Below are 3,910 nucleotides of genomic sequence, written 5' to 3' on the forward strand. Positions count from 1 at the left end.
TGCACGTCGCCGCTCTGGCAGGCGATGCCGGCGGTCACGGTGTTCAGGGTTGCCGGCTTGACGGTGGCGTGGTCGTGTTCTGCAATAACGAGTACGGTCATGTCGATTCTTCCTTGTTCCGGCCTCAGATCACCTTGGCTTCGTTCTTGAGCTTGTCCACCAGCGTGGCGACATCGGGCACCTTGATGCCGGCGCCGCGCTTCGGGGGCTCGACCACCTTGAGGGTCTTCAGGCGCGGCTTGACGTCCACGCCCAGGTCCTCGGGCTTGACGGTGTCGAGCTGCTTCTTCTTGGCCTTCATGATGTTGGGCAAGGTGACGTAGCGCGGCTCGTTCAGGCGCAGGTCGGTGGTGATGACCGCGGGCAGCGTGAGGGAGATTGTCTCCAGGCCGCCGTCGACCTCGCGAGTGACGTTGACCTTGTCACCGGACACTTCCACCTTCGATGCGAAGGTGGCCTGGGGCAGATCCGCCAACGCGGCGAGCATCTGGCCGGTCTGGTTGGCATCGTCGTCGATGGCCTGCTTGCCGAGGATGATCAGCTGGGGAGCTTCCTTGTCGACCAGGGCCTTGAGCAGCTTGGCCACGGCCAGGGGCTGGAGTTCTTCGGAGGTCTCGACCAGGATGCCGCGGTCGGCGCCGATGGCCATGGCGGTGCGCAGGGTCTCCTGGCACTTGGCATCGCCGCAGGACACGGCAATGATCTCGGTGGCCACGCCCTTCTCCTTGAGCCTCACCGCTTCTTCGACGGCGATCTCGTCGAAGGGGTTCATGCTCATCTTGACGTTGGCGATATCGACACCGGTGCCGTCGCTCTTGACGCGCACTTTGACGTTGTAGTCGACGACCCGCTTGACGGGGACCAGGACCTTCATTGGCTTGACTCCATTGAATTGCGAAACCGGGGGTGCAGAGGAACCGAAGATTTTAGGCGCCGGCCTCCGCGCGAGCTGTTCATTTCAATCACCGGGCGCCGCAGCGCAAGAAAAAGAACGATCGTGCTTTTTTGCAGCAATTATAGGCGAGCCTCGTTGGCAGAGGGCACTCCAGGTGGTAACGATTCGACGCGCACCACGCGCTGCGGATAGGGAATGTCGATCCCCGCCTTGCGCAGGCCATCGAGGATGGCGATGTTGATGGGCGAGCGCACGTTGTCCTTCCCCTTGTCGGGATCGGCGATCCAGAAATTGAGCGTGAACTCCAGCCCGTCGGGCGCGAAGCTCGTGAGGAAGGCCACAGGCGCGGGATCGCGCAGCACGCGCGGCTGCGCGGCGGCTGCCTCGCACAGGATCGCCTGTACCTGCGCGGCGTCGCTGTCGTAGCCGACGACGATGCTGGTTGTGAGGTTGAACTTGAGGTCGGACACCGACAGGTTCTCGACCCGGCTCGTGATCAGCGACTCGTTGGGCACGATCGACTCGCGCCCATTGCCCTGCCGCACCAGCGTGTAGCGGGTCTTGATGTCTGTGATGCGCCCCTCGAAGCCGTCGACCTTGACGTTGTCGCCGATGCGGATCGAGCGCTCCAGCAGGATCACGAAGCCGCTCACATAGTTGGCCGCGAGCTTCTGCAGCCCGAAGCCCAGGCCGACGCCCACGGCGCCGCCCAGCACGGAGAGCGCGGTCAGGTCCACGCCGACCGCCGACAGCGCGAACAGCAGGCCGATCAACAGCAGGAAGGCACGGATGGCGTTCGAGGCCACCTTTCGCATCGACAGGTCTGTCACCGCCGTGCGCAGGACGCGCTTCTCGAGGGTGGACGCGATCCACAGCGAGATCACCAGCACCACGCCCGCCGACAGCACGCCTTCGAGAATGGTGCGCAGGCTGACCTGGTTCTTGCCGAACGACAGCGTGATGCCGTCGAGCTCGGCCAGCACCGCAGGCAGCAGGCCGACGATCCACAGCACCGCGGCGACCCAGGCCAGCCACGAGACGGTGCGCTCGACCAGCCGAACCAGCGCCGAGCTCGGGAACACGGCCCGCAGCACACGCGCGACCAGGCGGATCGCAGCCAGCGACAGGAACACCGACACCGCGATGCGCAGCACCAGCACCGGCTGGAAATCGAGCATGAAGCGGCGCGCGAGATCGGTCAGGAGCAGCGCCAGCAGCGGGAACAGCAGGCCGTCGAAGGTGCGTTCGCCGAACCAGATCGAGTCCTTGGGCTGGTCGCGGCCGAACCAGCGGCAGAGGCCCCAGGCCAGTGCCACGCACGCCAACAGCGCGGCAATCTCTACCCAGAGGGTCCCCGCATGAATCTGGCTGAGCCGCTGGCGGAAGTCGTCCAGGGTCATCGGCCTACAGGTCCGCCAGCACCCGCACGTGCGCCTCGACGCTGGCGGCCAGCGCGTCGAGGTTGTAGCCGCCTTCCAGCATGGAGACGATGCGCCCCCCTGCATGGCGCCGCGCCACGTCGCGGATGCGCCCGGTGATCCAGGCGAAGTCGTTCTCGTTGAGCCGCAGCTGCCCCAGGTCGTCGTCGCGGTGTGCGTCGAAGCCCGCGCTCACGAAGATCATCTGCGGCCGGAATTCCTCGAGCCGCGGCATCCAGCAAGCCTCGATCAGCTCGCGCACATCCATGCCCTTGGTGTAGGCCGGGACCGGCAGGTTGAGCATGTTGGATGCCGGGTGGTCGGCTCCGCTGAACGGATAGAAGGGGTGCTGGAAGATGCCCACCATCAGCACCCGGGGATCGTCGCTGAAGATGTCCTCGGTCCCGTTGCCGTGGTGGACGTCGAAGTCGACGATCGCGACACGCTCCAGGCCATGCATCTCGATCGCATGGCGCACGCCGACCGCGACGTTGTTGATGAAGCAGAAGCCCATGGCCTTGTCGTGGCAGGCATGGTGGCCCGGCGGGCGCACGGCGCAGAAGGCGTTGTCGAGTGCGCCCGAGATCACCGCGTCGGTCGCGGCGATGGCCGCGCCGGCCGCGCGTCGCGCCGCCAGCATGGTGAAGCGCATGAGCGCGGTGTCGGGGTCGAGCTGCGCATGGCGGGGGCCGCCGGCCGGCTCGTCGGCGACCAGCCTCTGGTTGAGGGCCTCCAGGTGCTCGATGTGTTCGACGTCATGGGCCCGCGTGATCTGCGGCAAGGTCGCCAGCGGCACGTCGCCACGTTCGAGGGCATCGGCCACGCCGGTCAGGAGCAGGCGGTCCTCGATGGCGTCGAGCCGCTGCGGGCATTCGGGATGGCCCGCGCCCATGTCATGCTTCCAGCAGTCGCGGTGTGTGAAGTAGCCGGTTTTGCCCATGATCGACTCGCGTCGTAAGCCTCACCCGGCATGGGGCCGCAGGCTTACGGTATTGTTTGCATATGGATACAAAAATGGACGTTGCCGCGAAGCTCGCCAGTTTGCTCGGCCAGCTTAACACGGTGATCGTGGGCAAAGAGGCGCAGGTGCGCGATTGCGTGGCCTGCCTGCTGGCCGGCGGACACCTGTTGATCGAGGATGTGCCGGGGGTCGGCAAGACCACCCTCGCCCACGCGCTCTCGCACACCTTCGGGCTGCAGTTCTCGCGCGTCCAGTTCACGGCCGACCTGATGCCGGGCGACCTGTCGGGCGTCGCCATCTACGACCGCGGCCAGCAGGCCTTCGTCTTCCACCCCGGGCCGATCTTCGCGCAGGTGCTGCTGGCCGACGAGATCAACCGCGCCAGTCCCAAGACACAAAGCGCGCTGCTCGAGGCGATGGAAGAGAAGCAGGTGACGGTGGAAGGCGAGACACGCCCTCTTCCCAGCCCGTTTTTCGTGATTGCGACGCAGAATCCGCACGACCAGCTGGGCACCTTCGCGCTGCCCGAATCGCAGCTCGACCGCTTCCTGATGCGCATCTCGCTGGGCTACCCCGACCGCGCGGCCGAGCGCGAGCTGCTGGCGGGCGCCGATCGCCGCGAGATGCTGGCCGGCC

At 66.2% G+C, this 3,910-nt stretch carries 4 protein-coding genes and 1 pseudogene; 1 reads left to right on the forward strand and 4 read right to left on the reverse strand.

Annotation, left to right across the window (positions count from 1 at the left end; translation table 11 throughout):
- The 4 genes and pseudogenes from APY03_RS44710 to APY03_RS28955 form a co-directional block, all read right to left on the reverse strand.
- A pseudogene (locus APY03_RS44710) lies at positions 1–101 on the reverse strand (electron transfer flavoprotein subunit alpha/FixB family protein); the annotation flags it as partial.
- 23 nt (positions 102–124) lie between these two features.
- On the reverse strand, positions 125–874 hold the full coding sequence (locus tag APY03_RS28945; protein WP_068682409.1) for an electron transfer flavoprotein subunit beta/FixA family protein: 750 nt from the start codon (positions 872–874) through the stop codon (positions 125–127).
- A 140-nt stretch (positions 875–1,014) separates the two neighbouring features.
- Entirely contained in the window at positions 1,015–2,295 is a 1,281-nt protein-coding gene (locus tag APY03_RS28950) for a mechanosensitive ion channel family protein (RefSeq protein ID WP_068682411.1), read from the reverse strand.
- A gap of 4 nt (positions 2,296–2,299) precedes the next feature.
- Positions 2,300–3,253: a histone deacetylase family protein gene (locus APY03_RS28955; RefSeq protein WP_068682413.1), complete on the reverse strand. Its 954-nt coding sequence runs from the start codon at positions 3,251–3,253 to the stop codon at positions 2,300–2,302.
- 74 nt (positions 3,254–3,327) lie between these two features.
- Between APY03_RS28955 and APY03_RS44715 the strand changes: the two genes are divergently transcribed.
- The coding region (locus APY03_RS44715; protein ID WP_232324456.1) for an AAA family ATPase at positions 3,328–3,910 on the forward strand (583 nt) is incomplete at its 3' end.

It is taken from the genome of Variovorax sp. WDL1 (assembly GCF_001541225.1).
Lineage (GTDB): Bacteria > Pseudomonadota > Gammaproteobacteria > Burkholderiales > Burkholderiaceae_C > Variovorax.